Source organism: Streptomyces sp. NPDC051569 (genome assembly GCF_044454085.1).
Classification (GTDB): domain Bacteria; phylum Actinomycetota; class Actinomycetes; order Streptomycetales; family Streptomycetaceae; genus Streptomyces.
Map to the genome: position 1 here is coordinate 97,750 of NZ_JBITDJ010000003.1, position 22,471 is coordinate 120,220.

Below are 22,471 nucleotides of genomic sequence, written 5' to 3' on the forward strand. Positions count from 1 at the left end.
GTACCGGCCCTCACGGCGCCCGGGTCGGGTTACGCCGGGACGCTCGCCACGCCCGGCGTGAGGAACGGCTTGCCGTTCACCCGCTCCGAGACGCCCTCGCGGTCCAGATACGGCGTGATACCGCCCAGGTGGAACGGCCAGCCCGCACCCGTGATCAGGCACAGGTCGATGTCCTGCGCCTCGGCGACGACACCCTCCTCCAGCATCAGGCCGATCTCCCGCGCCACCGCGTCCAGCACCCGCGCCCGGACCTGCTCCTCGTCCAGGACGGTGTCGCCCTGCTTCAGGAGCGCGGCGACCTCCGGGTCCAGCTCCGGCCGGCCGGAGTCGTACACGTAGAAGCCGCGCTTGCCCGCCTTGACGACCGCCGCCAGGTTCTCGGAGACCGTGAAGCGGTCCGGGAACGCGCCGTGCAGGGTCTCGGAGACATGCAGACCGATGGCGGGGCCGACCAGCTCCAGCAGCACCAGCGGGGACATCGGCAGGCCGAGCGGCTCGACGGCCCGCTCGGCGACCTCGACCGGCGTGCCCTCGTCGATGACGTTCTGGATCTCGCCCATGAAGCGGGTGAGGACGCGGTTCACGACGAAGGCCGGCGCGTCCTTCACCAGGACGGCGGTCTTCCTGAGCTTCCTCGCCACCCCGAACGCCGTCGCCAGCGAGGCGTCGTCGGTCCGCTCACCACGGACGATCTCCAGCAGCGGCAGGATCGCGACCGGGTTGAAGAAGTGGAAGCCGACGACCCGCTCCGGGTTGCGCAGCTTCGACGCCATCTCGGAGACCGACAGCGACGAGGTGTTGGTCGCGAGGACCGCGTGCGCCGGGGCGACCGCCTCCACCTCCGCGAACACCTTCTGCTTGACGCCCATCTCCTCGAAGACGGCCTCGATGATGAAGTCCGCGTCCGCGAACCCCTCGGCCTTGTCGAGGACACCGGAGACCAGGCCCTTGAGACGGTTGGCCTTGTCCTGGTTGATACGGGACTTCAGCAGCAGCTTGTCGATCTCGCCGTGGACGTACCCGACGCCCTTGTCGACGCGCTCCTGGTCGATGTCCGTGAGGACGACCGGGACCTCCAGGCGGCGCAGGAACAGCAGCGCCAGCTGCGAGGCCATCAGACCCGCGCCGACGACACCCACCTTGGTGACCGGGCGGGCCAGCGACTTGTCGGGCGCCCCGGCGGGCCGCTTGGCGCGCTTCTGCACGAGGTTGAAGGCGTAGATGCCGGAGCGCAGCTCACCGCCCATGATCAGGTCCGCGAGGGCCTGGTCCTCGGCGTCGAAGCCCGCCCGCAGGTCGCCGTCCTTGGCGGCGGCGATGATGTCGAGCGCCCGGTACGCGGCGGGGGCCGCCCCGTGCACCTTGGAGTCGGCGATCGACCGGCCGCGCGCCACGGCCTCGTCCCAGGCCGCGCCCCGGTCGACCTCGGGCCGTACGACCTCCAGTTCGCCCTTCAGCACGGAAGCGGTCCAGATCAGCGACTGCTCCAGGAAGTCCGCGCCCTCGAAGAGCGCGTCGGCGATGCCGAGGTCGTAGACCTGCCCGCCCTTGAGCTGCCGGTTCTGGTTCAGCGCGTTCTCGATGACGACCGAGACGGCGCGGTCCGCGCCGATCAGATTCGGCAGGAGCGTGCAGCCGCCCCAGCCCGGGACGAGACCCAGGAAGACCTCGGGCAGGGAGAAGGCGGGCAGCGCGGCCGAGACGGTGCGGTACCGGCAGTGCAGACCGATCTCGACACCGCCGCCCATCGCCGCGCCGTTGTAGTACGCGAACGTCGGCACGGCCAGCGCGGCGAGCCGCTTGAAGACCTCGTGCCCGCCCCTGCCGATGGCGAGCGCGTCCTCGTGGCGTGTGAGCAGCTCCACACCCTTGAGGTCGGCGCCGACGGCGAAGATGAACGGCTTGCCGGTGACACCGACCCCGGCGACCGTACCCTCGGACGCCTCCTTCTCGACCTGGTCGATGGCGGCGCTGAGATTCGCCAGTGACTGGGGACCGAAGGTGGTCGGCTTGGTGTGGTCCAGGCCGTTGTCGAGCGTGATGAGCGCGAAGGGCCCGGCGCCGCCCGGCAGGTCGAGGTGGCGCACGTGCGCCTGCGTCACGACCTCGTCGGGGAACAGCTCGGCCGCGCCCTTCAGGAGTTCAGCGGTGGTGCTCACTTGGTTCCTCCGTCGAAGTGCGGGTTCTCCCAGATGACCGACGCGCCCATGCCGAAGCCGACGCACATGGTGGTCAGGCCGTAGCGGACGTGCGGCTGCGACTCGAACTGCCGTGCCAGCTGCGTCATCAGCCGCACCCCGGAGGAGGCCAGCGGGTGACCGAACGCGATGGCACCCCCGTACTGGTTGACGCGCTCGTCGTCGTCCGCGATGCCGTAGTGGTCGAGGAAGGCCAGCACCTGCACGGCGAACGCCTCGTTGACCTCGAACAGGCCGATGTCGGAGATCGACAGGCCCGCCTTGGCGAGCGCCTTCTCGGTCGCCGGGATCGGTCCGTACCCCATGACCTCGGGCTCGACGCCCGCGAAGGCGTACGACACCAGCCGCATTTTGACCGGCAGGCCCAGCTCGCGCGCGAAGTCCTCGGCGGCGATCAGGGAGGCGGTGGCGCCGTCGTTCAGCCCCGCCGCGTTACCGGCCGTGACCCGGCCGTGCGCCCGGAAGGGCGTCTTCAGGCTCGCCAGCGACTCCAGCGTGGTGCCGGGACGCATCGGCTCGTCGGCGGTGGCCAGCCCCCAGCCGGTCTCACCCGCCTCCGGATTCGTGCGGCGGATGGAGATCGGCACCAGATCCTGCTGGATCCAGCCGTTCGCGTACGCCTTGGCGGCCTTCTCCTGCGAACGGACCGCGTACTCGTCGGCGCGCGCCTTCGTCAGATGCGGGAAGCGGTCGTGCAGGTTCTCGGCCGTCATCCCCATGAAGAGCGCCGAGTCGTCGACGAGCTTCTCGGACACGAAGCGCGGATTCGGGTCGACGCCCTCGCCCATCGGGTGGCGGCCCATGTGCTCGACACCGCCCGCGACGACGATGTCGTACGCGCCGAACGCGATGGAGCCGGCGGTGGTCGTCACGGCCGTCAGCGCGCCCGCACACATACGGTCGATCGAATAGCCCGGCACGGACTGCGGCAGCCCGGCGAGAATCCCCGCCGTACGGCCGAGGGTGAGGCCCTGGTCGCCGATCTGCGTGGTCGCGGCGATCGCCACCTCGTCGATACGGGCCGGGTCGAGGCCCGGGTTACGGCGCAGCAGCTCCCGGATCGCCTTCACGACGAGATCATCGGCCCGGGTCTCGTGGTAGATGCCCTTCGGGCCCGCCTTGCCGAACGGGGTGCGGACGCCGTCGACGAAGACGACGTCCCTGACGGTACGAGGCACGATGGCTCTCCTCCAGGGTGCGGGGGTGGCACGGCTGCGGGCACGCACTCGCGGCGCGCTTCCACCCCCATGCTACTTACCGGTAACCACCCTGCCCAGTCCCCACTCTTTTTTGCGGGCCCGGGTCGCCGCCGGGGCCCTTTCCGCCGGCGGCCGACGGCCGGAGCCCCGCCGCGTCGGAGACGACCCGGGCCGATCGCCGGGGCCGACAGCGAAAAAAGACCCCCTCCGACCGCGTTCCGCAGGTCGGAGGGGGTTGATCAGGAGGGGCCTGGGGAGCCGCATTCCTGTCGGCCGGGGCCGGTCACGCGCTAGGAGACGACACCACTCAGCAGCGGCGCCACCTGCTCCACCTGCCAGGCGCGGGCGCCCAGCGCGGTGAGGGCCGCCGCCACGTTCTCCACCGTGGGCTCGTGCGGGGGCTCCCAGCAGACGCGGCGGACCGTGTCCGGTGTGATCAGGTTCTCCTGCGGCATGTTCAGCCGCTCGGCGAGCGCCGAGACCGCCGTGCGGGCCGCCGAGAGCCTGGCCGCGGCTTCCGGGTCCTTGTCCGCCCAGGAGCGGGGCGGCGGCGGGCCCGTCAGGGACTGGCCGGGCTGAGGCAGCTCGGTGTCGGGCAGGGCCTTGGCGCGGTCGACCGCCGTCTGCCACTGTTCCAGCTGGCGGCGCCCCATCCGGTGGCCGAAACCGGGCAGCGCCGTGAGGGCCTGCACGGTGGCGGGCAGGGCCAGCGACGCCTCGATGATCGCCGTGTCGCTCAGCACCTTGCCGGGGGAGACGTCACGTCGCTGGGCCAACGTGTCGCGGGTGGTCCACAGCTCCCGTACGACCGCCATCTGCCGGCGGCGGCGCACCTTGTGCATCCCGGACGTGCGGCGCCACGGGTCCTTGCGGGGCGGCGCGGGCGGCGCGGAGGCGATCGCGTCGAACTCCTGGTGGGCCCAGTCCAGCTTGCCCTGCCGGTCCAGCTCCTTCTCCAGCGCGTCCCGGAGATCCACGAGCAGCTCGACATCGAGCGCCGCGTACCGCAGCCAGGGCTCGGGCAGGGGGCGGGTCGACCAGTCGACCGCGGAGTGGCCCTTCTCCAGAGCGAAGCCGAGGACGTTCTCGACCATCGCCCCGAGCCCGACCCGGGGGAAGCCCGCCAGCCGGCCGGCCAGCTCCGTGTCGAACAGCCGGGTGGGCAGCATGCCTATTTCGCGGAGGCAGGGAAGATCCTGGGTGGCGGCGTGCAGGATCCACTCGGTGTCGGCGAGTACCTCGCCGAGGCCGGAGAGGTCGGGGCAGCCGACCGGGTCGATCAGCGCCGTTCCCGCGCCCTCACGGCGCAGCTGGACGAGATAGGCGCGCTGGCCGTACCGGTAGCCGGACGCGCGCTCGGCGTCGACGGCGACAGGGCCCGTGCCCGCCGCGAAGGCGGCGATCACTTCGGCGAGCGCTTCATCGGTGGCGACCACCGGGGGAATGCCCTCACGGGGCTCCAGCAAAGGGATCGGCGCCGGTTCGACGTCGGCCGGGGGAGCGCCCCCGGTGGTTCGCAGTGCTGGGTCGGCTGCGGTGTCTTGGGCGTCGGTCACCTGTCAAGGGTATCCGTGAACGGACGGCGCCCGCCGACGGAACGTTCCGTCGGCGGGCGATGAGGGGCGGGAAACGGTCAGTGGATGATTCCGGTACGGAGGGCCACGGCGACCATTCCGGCCCGGTCGCCCGTGCCGAGCTTGCGCGCGATCCGGGCGAGGTGGCTCTTGACGGTGAGTGCGGACAGGCCCATCGAGACGCCGATGGCCTTGTTGGACTGCCCTTCGGCGACCAGCCTGAGCACCTCGACCTCACGGCCGGAGAGCTCGCGGTAACCGCCCGGGTGACTCGGGGCGCCCGGGGGGCGGCGGTGCATGCGCGGACCGGCGCCGATGGGGGCGGCGCCGGGGCGGCCGGGGTGGCCGATGTTCGTACGCGTACCGGTCACGACGTAACCCTTGACGCCGCCGGCGAGGGCATTGCGCACCGCGCCGATGTCGTCGGCGGCGGAGAGGGCGAGGCCGTTGGGCCAGCCCGCCGCCCGGGTCTCGGACAGGAGGGTCAGCCCGGAACCGTCGGGCAGGTGGACGTCGGCTACGCAGATGTCGCGTGGGTTGCCGACGCGGGGGCGGGCCTCCGCGATGGACGACGCCTCGATGACGTCACGTACTCCAAGGGCCCACAGGTGGCGGGTGACGGTGGAGCGGACGCGCGGGTCGGCCACGACGACCATGGCCGTCGGCTTGTTCGGGCGGTAGGCGACCAGGCTTGCGGGCTGCTCGAGGAGAACGGACACCAGGCCTCCTGGGAAGGTGCGGGACGGAGCCGGCTCCGGGGGAAGAAGCCGGGGCGAACCGTGCTTGAAGGGTCATTGACCTCTTCGGCAGCAATCCCGCCCGCCTTTAGAGAAAGATCACGATTTGATGAGTAACAATTCGGGCAATTAGGACGCGTGATCGATCATCCTACGACTGGTCCCACCGCGAGAGGGTCCTGGGGACATGCTGTGGCCCTGACGTGAAGGCCCGTCAGGGGGCGTCAGGAAGGTTCCGTCGGGGCGTGGCGTGGCGGGGCGTGGCGGGGCGTGGCGTGGCGTGGCGGGGCGCGTCGGGGCGTGTAGGAGCGCGGCGGGTGCGGCGGGGGCGGCTGGGTTCCGCAGGGGGCGCTGGGTGGTGCGGTGGTGCGCGGTCCGTCAGGGCGCCTGCGGGCCGCGCCGCTGCGGCAGCGACACCACACCCGCGCCGGTCCCGCTGTCCCCGGCACCCGGCACGGCGCCGGGAGCGGCCGGCGGCAGTCCGGCGATCTGGCAGAGCAGATCGCACCAGGCCGCCAGATGGGCCGCCGAGTCCGGCACCCCGCCCCGGCCCTCACGCGGCGTCCACGATGCCCGGATCTCGATCTGCGTCGTGGGCCCGCGCTCCGCGAGACCCCCGAAGTAGTGCGATCCGGCCCGGGTGACGGTGCCGCTCGCCTCCCCGTACGACAGCCCGCGCGCCTCCAGGGCGCCGGTCAGCCAGGACCAGCACACCTCGGGCAGCAGCGGGTCCGCGGCCATCTCCGGCTCCAGCTCCGCCCGTACGAGCGTCACGAGCCGGAAGGTGCCCTGCCAGGTGTCGTGCCCGGCCGGGTCGTGCAGCAGGACGAGCCGGCCGTCCGCCAGATCGTCCTCGCCCTCGACGACCGCCGCCTCCAGGGCATACGCGTGCGGCGCCAGCCGCTTCGGCGGCGGGGTCGGGTCGATCTCGATCCCGGGACGCAGCCGCGCCGTCCGCAGGGCTTCGACCGCCTGCCGGAACGCGGGCGGGACGGAGTCCCCCTCCGCGCTGTCCGTTCCTTCGGCGCCGTTGGAATGATCGGAGAACTGTCCCTGAGCCGCAGCCATGCGGGGAAGAGTAGGCGGAACCCGCGCCCCGTGCGGGGAGGGACACCCGGCCCGGGGCAAGCGCTTCCCCGTACATGCGAAGATTCTGGGCGTGAGCGCCATTGACAGCCCCTCGGGCGAGCAGACGAAGACGTACGAATCGGCCTTCCTGAAGGCGTGCAGGCGTGAGCCGGTGCCGCACACGCCGGTCTGGTTCATGCGGCAGGCGGGGCGCTCGCTGCCCGAGTACCTGAAGGTGCGCGAGGGCGTCGGGATGCTCGAATCCTGCATGCGGCCCGATCTGGTCACCGAGATCACCCTGCAGCCCGTACGGCGCCACAAGGTCGACGCCGCGATCTACTTCAGCGACATCGTCGTCCCCCTCAAGGCCATCGGCGTCGACCTGGACATCAAGCCCGGCGTCGGTCCGGTCGTCGCGGATCCGATCCGTACCCGGGCCGATCTCGACCGGCTGCGCGACCTCACCCCGGACGACGTCCACTACGTCACCGAGGCGATCGGCATGCTGACCGGTGAGCTGGGTTCCACCCCACTCATCGGTTTCGCCGGCGCGCCCTTCACCCTGGCGAGCTATCTCGTGGAAGGCGGCCCGTCCCGCAACCACGAGCACACCAAAGCGATGATGTACGGCGACCCCGAGCTGTGGGCGGACCTGCTCGACCGGCTCGCGGACATCACCGGCGCCTTCCTCAAGGTCCAGATCGAGGCGGGCGCGAGCGCCGTCCAGCTCTTCGACTCCTGGGTGGGGGCCCTGGCCCCCGCCGACTACCGCGCCTCCGTGCTGCCCGCCTCGGCCAAGGTCTTCGACGCGGTCGCCGGGTACGGCGTCCCGCGCATCCACTTCGGCGTCGGCACCGGCGAGCTGCTCGGCCTGATGGGCGAGGCGGGCGCGGACGTCGTCGGCGTCGACTGGCGCGTCCCCCTCGACGAGGCGGCCCGCCGGGTGGGTCCCGGCAAGGCGCTCCAGGGCAACCTCGACCCGGCGGTGCTCTTCGCCCCGACGGACGCGGTCGAGGCCAAGACCCGCGAGGTGCTGGACGCGGCGGCCGGTCTGGAGGGACACATCTTCAACCTGGGCCACGGCGTGCTGCCGACCATGGACCCGGACGCCCTGACCCGTCTCGTCGAGTACGTCCACACGCGGACGGAGCGCTGAACGGCCTCGCCGGGAAGGACCGGTCGCGGCCCGGCTCTGCGGCGCGGCGCCCGTCCCCGGCGCGCGCACGGAGACGGCCCTACCGCGTCCCCGCCGCCCGGACCGCCGTCGTCGCCTTGCGGGCGGCGACCAGGACCGGGTCCCACACCGGGGAGAACGGCGGGGCGTAGCCGAGGTCGAGGGTCGTCATCCGCTCCACCGTCATCCCGGCGGTGAGCGCGACCGCGGCGATGTCCACGCGCTTCGCCGCGCCCTCGCGGCCCACGATCTGGGTGCCGAGCAGCCGGCCCGTACGGTGCTCCGCGAGCATCTTCACCGTCATCAGGGCGGCGCCGGGGAAGTAACCGGCGCTGTTGGTGGACTCGATGGTCGCGGTGACGAACCGGAGCCCCGCCCGGTGGGCGTCCTTCTCCCGCAGGCCCGTGCGGGCGATCTCCAGCTCGCAGACCTTGCTGACGGCCGTGCCGACCACACCGGGGAAGGTGGCGTAGCCGCCGCCCACGTTCGCGCCGATGATCTGGCCGTGCTTGTTCGCGTGCGTGCCCAGCGCGATGTGCCGGGTCGCGCCCGAGACCAGGTCGAGGACCTCCACGCAGTCGCCGCCGGCCCAGATGTTCTCGTGGCCGCGCACCCGCATCGACTGATCGGTGAGCAGCCCGCCGTACGCCCCGAACGGAAGCCCGGCCTCCCGGGCGAGGGCCGTCTCGGGTTCGACCCCGATGCCGAGCACGACGACATCGGCCGGATACACGGTGTCCTCGGTGGCCACGGCGCGTACCCGGCCGTCCTGGCCGGTGAGGATCCCGGAGACCGCGGCGGAGCCGATGGTCGTGATGCCCATGTTGTTCATCGCCGAGTGGACCAGCCGGCCCATGTCGGGGTCGAGCGTGGACATGGGCTGCTCGCCGCGGTGGAGGACGGTGACCTCGTAGCCGCGCTTCAGCAGTGCCTCGGCCATCTCCACCCCGATGTAGCCCGCGCCGACGACCACCGCTCGCCTGCCCTTCGTCGCGGCGAGGCTGTCCAGCAGCGCCTGGCCGTCGTCGAGGGTCTGCACACCGTGGACGCCCGGCGCGTCGATCCCGGGCAGCCGGGGCCGCGACGGGCGCGCGCCCGTCGCGACGACCAGCTTGTCGAAACCCGTCCAGCTCTCCGTGCCCCCGACCTCGTCCCGATTCCGCACCCGGACCCGCTGCCCGGCCACGTCGATCTCGGTGACCTCGGCGCGCGTGCGCAGATCGATGGCGCGGTCCCGGTGCTCCTGCGGCGTGCGGGCGATCAGGTCTTCGCGTTCCCCGACGTCACCGCCCACCCAGTACGGGATGCCGCAGGCGGAGTACGAGGTGAAGTGGCCGCGTTCGAACGCGACGATCTCCAGCTCCCCGGGCCCCTTCATCCTGCGAGCCTGCGATGCGGCGGACATGCCCGCCGCATCGCCACCGATGACCACCATGCGCTCCGCCGCCATCGCGGCCTCCCGTTCCGTGTCCGCCCTGCCCGGCCCTGCCGTGCCCTGCCGGGTCGAGAAGGAACGCTACGCGGGTGTGGCGGGTCGGTCCTTGTCGGACGCCTCCTGTACGGGCTCCGCGGGCGCGGACGGGCCGGCGGGCGCGGACGGGCCGGGGCGCGCGGACGGGCCGGGGCGCGCGGGGTGTACCGGGTGGGCGGGGTGCACCGGGTGGGCCGGGGGCCGTCCGGCGTCGGCCGGCCCGCCCGGAAGCGGGGCGCGACCCTCGTGCGCGCCCGGCCGGCGGGGCAGCCGGGAGCGGACCAGCCGCCACAGCAGGAAGATCAGCCCGAACGCGACGGCGAAGGGCGCCACCGCGCCGATCACCACGCCGATCCACCGCAGGGTCGCGGTGAACGCGTGCCAGCCGCCGCCCAGCGCGTCCCAAAAACCGGGGTCCTTCTCCTTCTTCGGCTCCGGGTGGACCGGGACCTCGGAGAGCGTGAGCGTGATGGTCGCCAGCGACGTGCGGTCCTTCAGGGACGCCTGCTGGGCGAGCAGGGACTCCAGCGCCGCCTGGCGTGTGCTCAGTTCCGCCTCCAGTGAGACCACATCGCTCAGGGAGCCGGCCTGGTCCATCAACTTCCGTACGCGCTCGACGCTCGCCCGCGCCGAGGCGACCCTGCTGTTCACGTCGACGACCTGATCGGTGACGTCCTTGGCGCTGACCTTGCGCGCCACCAGCGTTCCGGTGCCCGCCAGTTGATCCAGGACGGTGTCGTAGGCGTCCTGCGGGACGCGCAGCACGATGCGGGACTCCACGAAGCCACCCGTGTCCCGCTCGGTGGCCTCGTTCGCGATCAGCCCCCCGGCGTCCTCGGCCGCCTGACGCGCCGCCGCGAGCGCCTTCTCCGTGTCCCTGACCCGCACGGTGAGTTCGGCGGTCCTGATCATCAGGTTCCCGGCCGGGGTGATCGTCTTCGCCGGTTTCCCCTGGGCTCCGGGCGCGACGGCGCCGGCCCCCGAGTCCTGCGCGCCCTCCTGCCGGGCCGCCGGCTCCGCGGCGGCGTCGGCCCGGGACCCGCCGTCTCCGGCCGCGCCGCATCCGGTGAGCCCGAGTGCGAGTGAGGCGGTGAGAAGTGCCGCGGCGAACGCCGGCATGGTGCGCATGAAATCCCCCCTGGACGATCTGGCGGTCTGGCGGTCCGGTCGGTTGTGCCGTGTGCGGGTTCTGACGTACGGGACGGGTGCGCGGGTTGCCCTTTCCCGGTCCCGAAGGGGTCACGGTCGGGACTCGGTTGGGGACCGGGCCGGGGACACGGTCCACGGTCCGGTCCGGGACACGGAGGCGCCCGGGGCGTTTGAGAGAGTGGAGGCATGGAGCCGAACGCGCAGCACGCGGAGACACATACCGGGCATGTCGTCGTCATCGGAGGCGGGATCGCGGGACTCGCGGCCGCCCACCGGCTGCTGGGCACCGGGGTCAGGGTGACGCTGCTGGAGGCCACCGGCCGGCTCGGCGGGAAGCTGCGGACGGGCGAGATCGAGGGCGCCCCCGTCGACCTCGGCGCCGAGGCGATGCTCGCGCGGCGGCCCGAGGCCGTCGACCTGGCCCGAGCAGTCGGGCTCGGCGAACTGCTCCAGCCGCCCACCGCCTCCACCGCCTCGGTATGGACGCGCGGTGCGCTGCGGCCGATGCCCACGGGACATGTGATGGGTGTGCCCGGTGAGCCGGCCGCCCTCGCGGGCCTGCTCTCCGACGAGGGTCTGGCCCGGATCGCCCGCGAGCCGGAACTGCCGCCCACCGAGGTCGGCGACGATGTCTCGGTCGGTGAGTACGTCGCCGAGCGGCTGGGCCGCGAGGTCGTCGACCGGCTGGTGGAGCCCCTGCTCGGCGGGGTCTACGCGGGAGACGCGTACCGCATCTCCATGAGGGCGGCCGTCCCGCATCTCTTCGACGCCGTCAAGACCCACGACTCGCTGCTGGAGGGCGTCCGCGACCTCCAGGCGAAGGCCGCCGCCCGGCAGCCGGCCGGCGCCGTTTTCGCGGGCATCGCGGGTGGCGTGGGCAGACTGCCGGGCGCGGTCGCCGACGCCGTACGGGCCGGGGGCGGCGACATCGTCCTCGATACGCCCGTACTCGGCCTCAGCCGTACCGCCGACGGCTGGCGGATCCGCACCGGTGGGCGCACGCTGGCGGCCGACGGGGTGATCCTGGCGACCCCCGCCGGGTCGGCCTCCGCGCTGCTCTCGGACGAGTCCCCGGCCGCCTCCGCCTCCCTCGACGAGGTCGAGTACGCCTCGATGGCCCTGGTCACGATGGCCTTCCGGCGCGCCGACCTCGACCCGCTGCCCGAGGGCAGCGGCTTCCTCGTGCCGCCCGTCGACGGCCGCTCGATCAAGGCGTCCACCTTCTCCACCCGCAAGTGGGGCTGGGTCGCGGACGCCGCGCCTGACCTCTTCGTCCTGCGCACGTCCCTCGGACGGTACGGGGAGGAGGAGCAGGTGAACCGCGACGACGCCGACCTCGTCGACGTGTCCCTGCGCGACCTCGGCGCGGCGATCGGGCTGGCCGCGAAGCCGGTGGCCACCGAGGTGACCCGGTGGATCGGCGGCCTGCCCCAGTACCCCGTCGGACACCGGGCGCGGGTCGCCCGCGTCCGGGAGTCGGTCGCGAAACAGCCGGGACTGCGGGTCTGCGGCGCGGCGTACGACGGCGTCGGCATCCCCGCCTGCGTCGCGAGCGCCCGCCGCGCCGCCGACGAGATCATCGCCACGTCGACCCTGGCGCGGGGCACCGGCCGGGGCGCGGGAGAATAGCCCTATGACTGCTGCTCCAGAGAAGACCCCGAACGCGGGCAAGAAGGCCAAGGACCTCAACGAGGTCATCCGCTACACGCTGTGGTCCGTCTTCAAGCTGCGCGATGTGCTGCCCGAGGACCGGGCCGGGTACGCCGATGAGGTCCAGGAGCTGTTCGACCAGCTCGACGGCAAGGACGTCACCGTGCGCGGGACGTACGACGTGTCCGGGCTGCGTGCCGACGCCGATGTCATGATCTGGTGGCACGCCGAGACCGCCGACGAGCTCCAGGACGCGTACAACCGCTTCCGCCGCACCCGGCTCGGGCGGGCGCTGGAGCCGGTCTGGTCGAACATGGCACTGCACCGCCCCGCCGAGTTCAACAAGTCGCACGTCCCGGCCTTCCTGGCCGACGAGACCCCCCGCGACTACGTCAGCGTCTACCCGTTCGTCCGCTCGTACGACTGGTACCTGTTGCCGGACGAGGACCGCCGCCGCATGCTCGCGGACCACGGCAAGATGGCCCGCGGCTTCCCGGACGTGCGCGCCAACACCGTCGCGTCGTTCTCGCTCGGCGACTACGAATGGCTGCTGGCCTTCGAGGCCGACGAGCTCTACCGCATCGTCGACCTGATGCGTCATCTGCGCGCCTCCGAGGCCCGGATGCACGTCCGCGAAGAGGTCCCGTTCTACACGGGCCGCCGCAAGTCGGTCGCGGACCTCGTGGCCGGGCTGGCGTAACGGACTTGGTGGCCGGTCCGCACTCCGGCGAACCCGGCCACCCCGCCCGGAAGATCAGACGATCGGCGGCAGCTTCCTGCCGCCCGACCGGTCGTCCAGCGACACCGGGTTAGGCTCCGCGTGCGGCGCGCACTCCGCGCGCCGCACCGGCGTTCTCCCGTGCAGGAGATAGTCCTCCATGTACGCGTTGACACAGGCGTTGGTGCCGCCGGCGATTCCGTGCGTACCGGCGTCCCGCTCGGTCACCAGGACGGACCCGGCCAGCCGCCGCCGCAGCTCCAGCGCCCCCGCGTACGGCGTGGCGGCGTCCCGTTCCGCCGCCAGGATCAGCGTCGGGGGCAACTGGCCCGGCCGGGTGCGGACGTCGACCGGCTCCTGCCGGGGCGCCGGCCAGTAGGCGCACGGCAGATTCATCCAGGCGTTGTCCCAGGTCTCGAACGGCGCCCGGCGCGCGAGCGCGCTGTTCTCCCGGTCCCAGACCTCCCACCGCGTCGGCCAGGGCGCGTCGTTGCACTCGACGGCTGTGTAGACCGCGTTGGCGTTCTCGCTGTCGGCGGCGGCCACCGGGTGGGGGGAAGCCTGCGCGATCAGCGGGTCGGGGTTGCCCTTCAGGAACTCCGACAGGGCCGTGGCCCGCATCGCCCAGTAGTCGTCGTAGTAGCCGGCCTCCAGCATCGCCGCCTGCAACTGCCCGGTGCCGACCTTCCCGCCGGCCGGTTCCCGGGCGACACCGGCCCGTACCCGCTCGTAACTGCTCTGCACCGCACCGGCGGTGGCGCCCAGGTGGTACGTCTTGTCATGCTTGGCGACCCAGGTCCGGAAGTCGGCCCAGCGCCGTTCGAACGCGGCCGACTGGTCCATGTTGTTGCCGTACCAGATCTGCCGGGGATCCGGGTCGACCGCGGAGTCGAACACCATCCGCCGCACGTGCGACGGGAAGAGCGTCGCGTACAGCGCTCCGAGGTAGGTCCCGTACGAGGAGCCCAGGAAGGTCAGCTTCTGCTCACCGAGCGCCGCCCGCAGCACATCGAGATCGCGGGCGTTGTTGAGCGAGGTGTAGTACGGCAGGTCCTGACCGGCGTTCTCGGCACAGCCCCGCGCGTACGCCCGGGCCTCGGCGATCCGCTCCCGCTTGTACGACTCCGAGGGGTGCGTCGGGGCCTGCGTGGGCGCCCTGGTGAAGTCCGCCGGGTTCTCGCAGGAGAGCGGGGCGGAGCGCGCGACACCGCGCGGGGCGTAACCGACCAGGTCGTACGCCCCCGCGATCCGCTTCCACTCGGGCAGCTGGGCGGCCATCGGGAAGTACATGCTGGAGGCGCCGGGGCCACCGGGGTTGAAGACCAACGCGCCCTGCCGCTGATCGGGCTTGCCGCTCGCGTGGACACGGCTGACGGTGAGACTGATCTTCCGGCCGTCGGGATCGGCGTAGTCGAGCGGGACCTCGACCGTGCCGCAGGTGATGGGGGCGGGCAGCATCTCGGCCTGGGGGCAGCGGCCGAAGGCGATTCCGGTGGCCGCCGCGCGCCGGGCGGCACGGACGACGCCACGGGTCCCGGCGACGGTCGCGGCCGTCCTGACCGCGCCGGTGGCCCGCGCGGCCCGCGCGGTCAGGACGGCCGGGGTGGTCAGGGCGGTCCCTGTGGCGCCGGAGGTGTCGGCGCCGTCCGCCGGGGCGGCGACGAGGGCCGACAGGACCAGGGAGCCGAGGGCTGTCAGCGCCCCGTACTTCGCTACTGCTCTCATCGCGATCCCTTCGTGCGTGCGGAGGGCGGATCCACCGCAGGACGAGAGTCAGCAGCGGCGCGGGGGATCGCAAGGACCGGTGAGCGGTGTCGTGGGCGATGACCCCGATGCGTGGCGGGGCCACTCCGGGGGGCCTCCCCGGGTGCGGGAAGGACCGGAATGTGCCTGCCGGGTCATGGTGCCGATCGCTCGGGAACCCCCGCCGCCCGGCCGTGCGTCACCAGCGCGGCACGGGCCACCCGGAGAAAACGCGTCGCACGGCGCGGCGGGCGGGAGCCGGCCCGCTCCCGCCACCAGAGGGCCAGCCGCCGCCGGGCCGCCGCGTCCTCCGGCCGCCCCTCGGCCAGCAGCCGCTCAACGAAGTCGAGCGCGTCGCGACGGTAGCCGTCGCGCATCGGCCGGTTCGCCGCGTACGAGAGGAACGCGGGGCGGAAGCCGTCGCCGAGGATCTCGGGAAGCTCCGGGGCGATCCTGGCTACGACCCCGGCGCGCTTGGCGGTCAGGGCGCGGCTCTGGACTCCGAGGCGCCGGGAGTCGAAGCCCTCGGGCGCGGGCGTACCGGCGACCAGCGCCGAGAGCAGGGCGGTCTGGCTGAGGGCGAGCCGGACGCGGGCGGAGTCGGTTCCGGTGCTGGTGCCGGTGCTGCAGGTGACGGCGCCGCTGGTGCCGGTGCTGCCGCTGGTGTCAGCGCTGCCGGCGCCGCCGGTCGCGCCGGTGCCGGTCGGCCGCGCGGGCACGGCGGTCCCCCTGGCGGTGATCGTCTCGCGGATCAGGGCCAGTTCCCCCGCCAGTTCCGCCGCCGGCGGGAAGTCGTCGTCCCGCTCCAGCAGCACCCCCGGCGGACTGACCCGGGAGCGCAGCTCCGCCAGCACGTCGAGAACCGGCCGGGTGACCGGGTGGGCGTGGGTGTCGTGCCAGACCCCGTCGCGCTCGGTCCCGCCCGCGACATGGACGTACGCGATCGCCTCCACCGGCAGTTCGCCGAGCGCCGTCGCCGGGTCCTCACCGAGGTTGACGTGGTTGGTGTGGAGGTTGGCGACGTCGATCAGCAGCCGGGCCCCCGTGCGCTCGACCAGCTCCGCGAGGAACTGGCCCTCGCTCATCTCCTCGCCCGGCCAGGAGATCAGCGCGGCGATGTTCTCCACGGCCAGCGGCACGGGAAGCGAGTCCTGGGCGATCCGCACGTTCTCGCAGAGCGCCCGCAGCGCGTCCCAGGTCCTGGGCACCGGCAGCAGGTGACCCGCTTCGAGCACGGGTGACGCGGTCAGCGCCCCGCCGGCCCGTACGAACGCGATGTGCTCCGTGACCAGCGGAGAGCCGAGCGCCTCGGCCCGCGCCGCCAGGTCCGCCAGCCGCCCCGCGCCGGGACGGTCGGCGCCGCCGAGGCCGAGCGACACCCCGTGCGGTACGACGGTGACGCCGCGCTCGCGCAGGCGCTCCAGCGACTCCGGCAGATGGCCGGGGCAGAGGTTCTCCGCGACGGCCTCGACCCAGTCGATGCCGGGCAGGCCCTCGACCGTCTCCGCGATCTCCGGGCGCCAGCCGATGCCGATCCCCAGCTGTGGCGTGTCCTTCATGGCTCCGCTCCCCCTCCTCCGTGCCGTGACGCGTCGGGGCACGGAGGTGTGATGGCCCTGCCGGACGGTGCCGAATCCGTACAAGAGGACATTCAGAGGTTCATTTGAGGTTCGGAGCGGCCCCGTGCCCGGCGGCGGTCAGCTCCGCAGTGCCGGGTGATCGGCGACCACCGTGCAGGACCCCGGCGCGATCTCCGTGAATCCGGCGTCCTGGACCACCGGAAGCCCACTGGCCGTGAGCTGCCGCCAGTGCTCGGCGCCGGCGGTGCGCACGGCGAGCGGGAAGCCGGCCTCGCGCCAGGCCTTGCGGTCCGTCTCCGACAGGTCCCACCAGGCCAGCTGGGCGCCGTGGCCGGCCTGGGCCATGGCCTTGCCCGCCGACATGTCCAGGTCGGGGCTCAGCCAGAGCACGGGTCGCGCCGGGTCGGGCGCGGGCGGCTTCACGGCGTCGTAGCAGTCGGTGCCGGAGACCTGGAGCTTGGCCAGCTCCTTGGGCCAGCCGTCGAGCGGGACGGGCGGGAAGACCCGCACCTCGGCGACCGACACGGTCTCCGACGCGGGCCCCGAACCGGTGACCGTGAGGCCGGGAAGCTCCGAGGCCCGGCGCCACTCCGCGCCGCGTGCCCGCCGTACCACCTTGCGGATCCGGGCGTCCTGCCAGTCGCGCATGGCCTGGGCCCACTCGCCCTCACCGAGCGACCGTTCGTCGGAGAGCATGACGAGCACCGCGCGGGCCGCCGTCTCCAGGGCGTCGGTACGGGCCGGCGGCGCGGCCTTCTCCATCCGGATCACCAGGGGCAGGACGAACTGCGGGGCGGTGTCACGGTCGGTCTGCTGCTGCCGGAAGGGATTCTCGGCGGTGTTCTCGCTGGTCACGCTTCCAGTCTGCCAGCCGCTCCCGCACTCCTTCCCGGCTGTCCCCGGCAGCCCCCTGGCAGTCCCCGACAGCTGGTGGCAGTCCGGGCCCGCCCGGGGCTCCCCCCGGCGGGCCCGGGAGAATGCGTCTTGGCGGAATCACCGCCTCCGGGACACTATGCACGGCATGAAGAGCGATCTCTTTGCCACGGAGCACATGGCACAGGCGGCCACCGCCCCCGGAATGACCCTGCAGAACGCCAAGTCGGTCAAGTACGCCGTCAACGGCGAGATGCACGCACGGCAGGGATCCATGATCGCCTTCCGCGGCAATCTCCAGTTCGAGCGCAAGGGCCAGGGGATAGGCGGCCTGATCAAACGGGCCGTCACCGGCGAGGGACTGCCGCTGATGGCCGTCCGGGGCCAGGGAGAGGCGTGGTTCGCGCACGAGGCCGCCAACTGCTTCATCATCGACCTGGAGCCGGGCGACGCCCTCACCATCAACGGCCGCAACGTGCTCTGCTTCGACCCGACCCTCTCGTACGAGATCAAGACGGTGAAGGGCGCCGGCATGGCGGGCGGCGGACTTTTCAACAGCCTCTTCACCGGATTCGGGAAGCTCGCCGTCATCTGCGAGGGCGACCCCATCGTGATCCCCGTCACCCCGCAGGCGCCGGTCTGCGTCGACACGGACGCCGTCGTCGGGTGGAGCGCCCAGCTCGCCACCTCGCTGCGCCGCTCGCAGTCCGTCGGCTCGATGATCCGCGGCGGTTCCGGCGAGGCCGTCCAGCTGATGCTCCAGGGCGATGGTTTCGTGATCGTCCGGCCGAGCGAGGCCACTCCGCAGAAACCGACCGCGAACTGAGGCCGCCCGCCATGCCGATGCGTCTCCAGGGCGTGGGCCGCCGCTACGGCCTCGGCGGAGGGTGGGTGCTGCGCGGGATCGATCTCACCCTGTCCCCGGGCACCCTGATCCGGATCGAGGGCACCAACGGCTGCGGGAAGTCGACCCTGCTGCGGCTGCTCGCGGGCATCGACGCGCCCACCGAGGGGCGGCTGACCGGCCGGCCCCGCACGGCTTACGTCCCCGAGCGGTTCCCCGTCTCGCTGCCCTTCACCGCCACCGGCTATCTGGTCCGGCTGGGCCGGATCCACGGGCTGCGCGGCCCGGTCGCGCGGGCGCGCACCGCCGAGTGGCTGGAGCGGTTCGGGGCGGCGGGACATGCCCGTACACCGATGTCCGAGCTGTCCAAGGGCACCAGCCAGAAGGTCGCGGTCGCCCAGGCGTTCCTCGCGGAACCGGAATTGCTGGTGCTCGACGAGGCGTGGACCGGGCTCGACGCCGCCGCCCGCACGGAACTGGACCGGGCCGTCACCGAGCGGGTCGCGGCGGGCGGCACGGTCGTGTTCGTCGACCACGATCCGGGCCGGCTGAGGGGCCTCGCGGACGAGGTGTACGCGGTGTCCGACCGCTCCCTGGCACGGCGTGCGCCGGACGCCTCCGTACCCGCGTCGGGACCCCGCGTCCGGATCGTGGCCGTGGGTCCGCCCGGGGCCGCGCCGCCCGGCGGACTGCCGGGTTCCCCCGGGTACGAGCCGGGCCCGGACGGCTCCGCGACGCTGACGGTCCCTGCCACGCACTCCGACGCTGTGCTGCGGGGGCTGCTGACGGCCCGTCCGCCCTGGCACATCCGGGAGGTACGGGCGGCCCCGGCACCCGCACCCCCGGCGCCCGCACCCCCGGCGCCCGCACCCCCGGCGCCCGCACCCCCCGCGCCCGCACCCCCCGCGCCCGCCACACCCGCGCCCGCCACGCCCGCTTCCCCCGCCGTCCCGACCGCGAGGCACCTCTCCCGATGACCGCCCTGCTGCGCTACCAGATCGCCCTGCTGCTGCGCTCGCAGCGCTGGCTGCCACCGCTTCTGCTGTACGGGGTCTTCCTTGCGGTGGGTGTGCGGTCGGGGCAGCCGATCCTCGACTCGCTCGGTTACGCGGCGGCCGCGCTGCTGCCCGTCACCGCCTGGTTCGTCCGGATCTGCGTCACCCAGGAGCCGGCCGCCGCCCGTGCCGTCACCGCCGCCGTGGCCGGGACGCCCCGGGCCCATCTGGCGTCGCTGCTCGCCGGGGTGTGCTGCGCCGCCGTTCTCGGGACGGCCGGGACGCTGGTCGTCACCGTGATCAGTGATCCGAGGAACGCCGACCACACGGTGGACGTGCCGCTGCCGCTCGCCGGGACGGCGGGGCTGCTCACCGCCGCGGTCTGTCTGCTGGTCGGCGCCGCGGTCGGCGCGCTGTCCAGCCGGCCGCTGCCGTTCGGCCGGGGCTGGTCGATCGTGGCGATGGTGCTGCTCGCCCTGCTGGCCCTGGTGACCAGCGGATCTCCGGCGAAGTACGCCGTCACCGGGCTGGTGACCGGCTCGCGTACGGGCGCGGTCCATCTGCCGGCCGTCCCGCTGGCCGCCGCCCTCCTGGTGGCGGCCGTGGCCGCCGCCGTGGCCTGCGGACTCGCGGCGCGCCGAGGATGAGTACGCTCGACGGCATGACAGAGGAAACGGCCGGGGCCGCGGCTCCGGCGCCCGCCGACGACGGCGTCGTGCACGCGGACGGCGTCGTGCACGCGGACGGTGTCGTGTACGAGGACGGTGTCGTGTACGCGGAGTGCGTGCTGTGCCGGAAGCCCACCGAGTACCCGGAGACGGTCAAGGGTGCGACGCTCTGCCCCGTCTGCGAGTGGCAGGAGGCCCAGCGGATGGCGTGCTCGGGCTGAGCCGGGCCCCCGGGGCCGGGCTGAGCCGGGCCCGCCGGGCCCCCGGGGCCGGGCTCCCGGTCCGGCTCAGCGCCTCATCAGCTCGGAGACCTTGACGAGGCGGTAGCCCCGGCCGCGCAGCTCGGGAACGATCCGCCGGACCGCCTCCTCCGTGACCGGCGCCGCGCTCCGCGTGCAGTGCAGCACCACCAGCGAGCCCGGCTTCACCCCGTCCAGGACCTGCTCGGCGACGGCGTCCGCGTCCGTGGCGAAGGCGTCACCGCTGACCACGTCCCACTGGACCGCCGTCACCTTCTCCGGGGCGAGGGCCCGGAGCGCCGCATCGTCGTAACAACCGCCGGGGAAGCGGAAGTACGGCACCACGTTCCGCGCCCCCGCCGTGCGGAACGCGGCGAAGGCCCGCTGTACGTCGGCGGTCATCCTCGCCCTGCCGATCACCGGCAGCCCGTAGCAGTCGGCGGTGAAGGCGTAGTGGCTGTACGAGTGGTTGGCGATCTCGAAGAGCGGATCGGTGCCGATCGACTCCGCCTGGGCCGGATACTCCTCGGCCCACCGTCCCGTCATGAAGACCGTCGCCGGCACGTCGAGTCGGCGCAGCAGGGCGATCAGCTCCGGGTTGTCGAAGCGCTCGCCGTTCGCCGCCCTGGGCCCCTGATCGGCCGTCATATCGGCGTCGAAGGTGAGCGCGACGGTCTTCCCGGCGGCCGGGGTACCCCGCTTGAAGACCGGCGTCAGTCCGCCGGGTCCGGGGGCGATGGTCGGCGGCCCCTGCACGGCGGCCTGTGGGCGTGCCGGGGCGTGCGGGGACAGGGGAGTGGTGGGCGAGGCGGACGAGAGGGACGGGACGGAAGAGGCGGGGGAGGCGGAGGGCGGGGTCCGTTCCGCGCCCCCGGCGCAGCCGGACAGCGCGGCCAGGGCGGCGCCCAGGACGGCAAGGGCGGTACGCGTACGTACAGATGTGGTCACCCAGGGAAAATATAGGATGATCTGTGCGGAATAGCTCCACGGCACTCATCGGCGCCGAAGTCGCCCCGGTGCGGTGCGCCCGTACGGACCCCGGCGCGCGGGGCCCGTACGTCGCGAAGGAGGTTCCGTACGTCACGGAGCCACCGGGAGGTCACGGAGCCACCGCGACGCCCCCGGGACCCGGTTCACGCTTCCTTGAGCAACTGCTTGCGGGCCTGCTCGACATCGAAGCGGGCCTTCGGGTACTTCGGGTTCAGCGCTTCCAGATGCTCCAGCAGGAGGGCGCTGATCGCCCAGTTCCGGTACCACTTGCGGTCCGAGGGGACCAGGTACCAGGGGGCCGCGTCCGTCGAGCAGCGGTGCAGGGCGACTTCGTAGGCGTCCTGGTAGGCGGGCCACAGGGCGCGGTCGTCGATGTCGGACGCGGCGAACTTCCAGTGCTTGTCCGGGTTGTCGAGGCGCTTGAGGAGACGGTCGCGCTGCTCCTCGTAACTGATGTGGAGAAAGACCTTCACCACCGTCACGCCCTCGTCGGCCAGCTCCTTCTCGAAGCGGTTGATCTGGCCGTAGCGGCGGCCCAGGTCGCGGTGCGGGACCAGCTCGCGTACCCGGGCGACCAGGACGTCCTCGTAGTGCGAACGGTCGAAGATGCCGATCTCGCCCGCCTGCGGCAGCGCCCGCCGGATACGCCACAGGAAGGGGTGGCTCCGCTCCTGCTTGGTGGGGGCCTTGAAGGCCGTGATGCGGCAGCCCGCCGGGTTGAACACGCTGACCACGTGCTTGAGCGTGCCGCCCTTGCCGCTGGTGTCCATGCCTTGCAGGACGAGCAGCACCCGTCGGCGGTCGCCCGCCGCGGCGGCCGCGTAGAGGCGTTCCTGAAGGCCGGCGAGGCGTTCCGCCATCCGGGCCATGTCGGCCAGGCCGGCCGCCTTGCCCCCGGGGCCGCCCGGGGTGGCGCGGGGATCGAACGAGGAGAGCTCGGAGCGCGCGCCCGGCGGGACGCGCAGCAGCTCACGGAGGTCGGGCGGCGGCTTCTTCCGCTTCTTCTCCGCGCCCTTTTTCGTGTCCTTCTTGGCCACTGCGCACCCCTTCCGACCGGATCATTACTCCGAGCGTGCGGTGGATCCGCGCGGTCGGCGACCGCTGGCGCCGGGATCGACGCCAGGGCCGGCCGGATCGGGGTCAGGCGAGTGAGGCGCTCAGCGTGATCGGCGTGGCGGACAGTGCCTGGCTGACCGGGCAGTTCGCCTTGGCGTCCTCGGCGGCCTTGACGAAGCCGGCCTCGTCCAGGCCCGGGACATCGCCCTCGACGGTGAGGTGGATGCCGGTGATGCCGGTGCCGGGCTGGAAGGTGACCTCGGCCTGGGTGGTCAGCCTGGTCGGCGGGGTGCCGCCCTGGGCCAGACCGTTCGACAGGGCCATCGAGAAGCAGCTGGAGTGCGCGGCCGCGATCAGCTCTTCCGGGCTGGTCCTGCCGTTCGCCTTCTCCGCGCGGGAGGGCCAGGAGACCGCCTGGTCGGCGATGCCGGAGGAGTCGAAGGTGACGGTGCCCGTGCCCTGGAGGAGGTTGCCCTCCCAGACCGTGTGCGCCTGGCGCGTGGTGGCCATGGTGGAACCCTTCTGATCGGTTCTGGGTGATGCGG

Annotated in this window: 20 protein-coding genes; 7 read left to right on the forward strand and 13 right to left on the reverse strand. The window is 73.0% G+C overall.

All coding sequences use genetic code 11. The annotated features are described in order from the left end of the window. Nucleotides 1-29: 29 nt before the first annotated feature. The 5 genes from ACIBAE_RS06230 to ACIBAE_RS06250 form a co-directional block, all read right to left on the reverse strand. Nucleotides 30-2,159 carry a 3-hydroxyacyl-CoA dehydrogenase NAD-binding domain-containing protein gene (locus ACIBAE_RS06230; protein WP_399282668.1) on the reverse strand — a complete coding sequence of 710 codons (2,130 nt, stop codon included), beginning with the start codon at nt 2,157-2,159 and terminating at the stop codon, nt 30-32. Further along, nucleotides 2,156-3,376 carry a thiolase family protein gene (locus ACIBAE_RS06235; RefSeq protein ID WP_399282669.1) on the reverse strand — a complete coding sequence of 407 codons (1,221 nt, stop codon included), beginning with the start codon at nt 3,374-3,376 and terminating at the stop codon, nt 2,156-2,158. The genes ACIBAE_RS06230 and ACIBAE_RS06235 overlap by 4 nt, the downstream gene beginning before the upstream one ends. A gap of 311 nt (nt 3,377-3,687) precedes the next feature. Next, the gene (locus tag ACIBAE_RS06240; RefSeq protein ID WP_399282670.1) at nt 3,688-4,953 is read right to left on the reverse strand and encodes a ribonuclease D; all 1,266 of its coding nucleotides are present in this window, start codon (nt 4,951-4,953) and stop codon (nt 3,688-3,690) included. A 77-nt stretch (nt 4,954-5,030) separates the two neighbouring features. Then, nucleotides 5,031-5,690: a LuxR C-terminal-related transcriptional regulator gene (locus ACIBAE_RS06245; protein WP_399282671.1), complete on the reverse strand. Its 660-nt coding sequence runs from the start codon at nt 5,688-5,690 to the stop codon at nt 5,031-5,033. Between the two features lie 396 nt (nt 5,691-6,086). After that, nucleotides 6,087-6,776 (reverse strand): DUF3000 domain-containing protein, encoded by a 690-nt coding sequence (locus tag ACIBAE_RS06250; RefSeq protein WP_399282672.1) that lies wholly within the window; start codon nt 6,774-6,776, stop codon nt 6,087-6,089. 91 nt (nt 6,777-6,867) lie between these two features. On the opposite strand from ACIBAE_RS06250, the gene hemE reads away from it, so the two are divergent. Further along, complete coding sequence (hemE, locus tag ACIBAE_RS06255; RefSeq protein ID WP_399282673.1) at nt 6,868-7,932, forward strand: uroporphyrinogen decarboxylase; 1,065 nt, start codon at nt 6,868-6,870, stop codon at nt 7,930-7,932. 79 nt (nt 7,933-8,011) lie between these two features. Here the strand turns inward: hemE and ACIBAE_RS06260 are convergent, their stop codons facing one another. Both ACIBAE_RS06260 and ACIBAE_RS06265 read right to left on the reverse strand, forming a co-directional pair. Continuing rightward, a complete protein-coding gene (locus ACIBAE_RS06260) occupies nt 8,012-9,400 on the reverse strand; it encodes an FAD-dependent oxidoreductase (protein ID WP_399282674.1) in 1,389 nt (462 codons plus the stop codon). A 66-nt stretch (nt 9,401-9,466) separates the two neighbouring features. Further along, a complete protein-coding gene (locus ACIBAE_RS06265) occupies nt 9,467-10,549 on the reverse strand; it encodes a DUF4349 domain-containing protein (protein ID WP_399282675.1) in 1,083 nt (360 codons plus the stop codon). A 207-nt stretch (nt 10,550-10,756) separates the two neighbouring features. Between ACIBAE_RS06265 and hemG the strand changes: the two genes are divergently transcribed. Together hemG and hemQ are read left to right on the forward strand one after the other, a co-directional pair. After that, nucleotides 10,757-12,199, forward strand: a complete 1,443-nt coding sequence (hemG, locus tag ACIBAE_RS06270) for a protoporphyrinogen oxidase (RefSeq protein ID WP_399282676.1) — start codon at nt 10,757-10,759, stop codon at nt 12,197-12,199. 4 nt (nt 12,200-12,203) lie between these two features. Next, on the forward strand, nt 12,204-12,920 hold the full coding sequence (hemQ, locus tag ACIBAE_RS06275) for a hydrogen peroxide-dependent heme synthase (RefSeq protein ID WP_399282677.1): 717 nt from the start codon (nt 12,204-12,206) through the stop codon (nt 12,918-12,920). 54 nt (nt 12,921-12,974) lie between these two features. Here hemQ and ACIBAE_RS06280 read toward each other — a convergent pair whose 3' ends face one another. The 3 genes from ACIBAE_RS06280 to ACIBAE_RS06290 form a co-directional block, all read right to left on the reverse strand. Continuing rightward, entirely contained in the window at nt 12,975-14,663 is a 1,689-nt protein-coding gene (locus ACIBAE_RS06280) for an alpha/beta hydrolase (protein WP_399282678.1), read from the reverse strand. Between the two features lie 173 nt (nt 14,664-14,836). After that, nucleotides 14,837-16,240 carry a DUF692 domain-containing protein gene (locus ACIBAE_RS06285; RefSeq protein ID WP_399282679.1) on the reverse strand — a complete coding sequence of 468 codons (1,404 nt, stop codon included), beginning with the start codon at nt 16,238-16,240 and terminating at the stop codon, nt 14,837-14,839. 138 nt (nt 16,241-16,378) lie between these two features. Then, nucleotides 16,379-17,116 (reverse strand): peptidyl-tRNA hydrolase, encoded by a 738-nt coding sequence (locus tag ACIBAE_RS06290; RefSeq protein ID WP_399282680.1) that lies wholly within the window; start codon nt 17,114-17,116, stop codon nt 16,379-16,381. A gap of 166 nt (nt 17,117-17,282) precedes the next feature. Here ACIBAE_RS06290 and ACIBAE_RS06295 point away from each other — a divergent pair, with 166 nt between their 5' ends. From ACIBAE_RS06295 to ACIBAE_RS06310, 4 genes are read left to right on the forward strand one after another with little or no spacing between them, the layout of a single operon-like run. Then, complete coding sequence (locus tag ACIBAE_RS06295) at nt 17,283-17,960, forward strand: AIM24 family protein (RefSeq protein ID WP_399282681.1); 678 nt, start codon at nt 17,283-17,285, stop codon at nt 17,958-17,960. Nucleotides 17,961-17,971: 11 nt separating this feature from the next. Next, nucleotides 17,972-18,955, forward strand: a complete 984-nt coding sequence (locus tag ACIBAE_RS06300; protein WP_399282682.1) for an ATP-binding cassette domain-containing protein — start codon at nt 17,972-17,974, stop codon at nt 18,953-18,955. Further along, entirely contained in the window at nt 18,952-19,620 is a 669-nt protein-coding gene (locus ACIBAE_RS06305; protein WP_399282683.1) for an ABC transporter, read from the forward strand. Before ACIBAE_RS06300 ends, ACIBAE_RS06305 begins: the two co-directional genes overlap by 4 nt. A 14-nt stretch (nt 19,621-19,634) precedes the next feature. Continuing rightward, nucleotides 19,635-19,862, forward strand: a complete 228-nt coding sequence (locus tag ACIBAE_RS06310; protein ID WP_399282684.1) for a hypothetical protein — start codon at nt 19,635-19,637, stop codon at nt 19,860-19,862. 66 nt (nt 19,863-19,928) lie between these two features. On the opposite strand, the gene ACIBAE_RS06315 is transcribed toward ACIBAE_RS06310, so the two are convergent. The 3 genes from ACIBAE_RS06315 to ACIBAE_RS06325 all read right to left on the reverse strand — a co-directional run bounded on the left by ACIBAE_RS06315 (nt 19,929) and on the right by ACIBAE_RS06325 (nt 22,436). Further along, the gene (locus ACIBAE_RS06315; RefSeq protein WP_399282685.1) at nt 19,929-20,828 is read right to left on the reverse strand and encodes a polysaccharide deacetylase family protein; all 900 of its coding nucleotides are present in this window, start codon (nt 20,826-20,828) and stop codon (nt 19,929-19,931) included. A gap of 185 nt (nt 20,829-21,013) precedes the next feature. Continuing rightward, nucleotides 21,014-21,907 (reverse strand): PPK2 family polyphosphate kinase, encoded by an 894-nt coding sequence (locus tag ACIBAE_RS06320; protein ID WP_399282686.1) that lies wholly within the window; start codon nt 21,905-21,907, stop codon nt 21,014-21,016. Between the two features lie 103 nt (nt 21,908-22,010). Beyond that, a complete protein-coding gene (locus tag ACIBAE_RS06325; protein WP_399282687.1) occupies nt 22,011-22,436 on the reverse strand; it encodes an OsmC family protein in 426 nt (141 codons plus the stop codon). Between the last annotated feature and the right edge of the window lie 35 nt (nt 22,437-22,471).